The following is a 342-nucleotide window of genomic DNA, read 5'->3' as shown; positions in this document are numbered from 1 at the left end:
TCCTGTTGATATCATCGCCCCGTGCGTGCGTTGGTATCTAGCCTACGCCCTGAGTTTGCGTAATTTGGAAGAAATGAGGGCGGAACGGGGAATTCATGTTGACCATTCGACCCTTTCCCGTTGGGTTCACCGTCTGACCCCCTTGATTGTCAGACGTTATCGTCGGAAAATGCCTGACGTGGGTCACCGGTGGCGAAGGGATGAAACCGATATCAAAATCAAAGGACAATGGCGTTATCTCTACCGGGCTGTCGATTCGAACGGGAATACGGTGGATTTTTTGTTAACAGCTCAGAGGGATAAGGCGGCCGCCCTGCGCTTCTTTAAAAAAGCAATGCGTCA

Annotated in this window: 1 protein-coding gene; it reads left to right on the top strand. The window is 51.2% G+C overall.

Annotated features, from left to right (window positions below; translation table 11 throughout):
• The coding region (locus NXS07_RS21020) for an IS6 family transposase (RefSeq protein ID WP_258087633.1) at nucleotides 1-342 on the top strand (342 nt) is incomplete at both ends.

Source organism: Xenorhabdus bovienii, from assembly GCF_024721015.1.
In the GTDB taxonomy this organism is placed as follows: domain Bacteria; phylum Pseudomonadota; class Gammaproteobacteria; order Enterobacterales; family Enterobacteriaceae; genus Xenorhabdus; species Xenorhabdus bovienii.
This window is presented reverse-complemented; position numbering and strand designations above follow the sequence as displayed.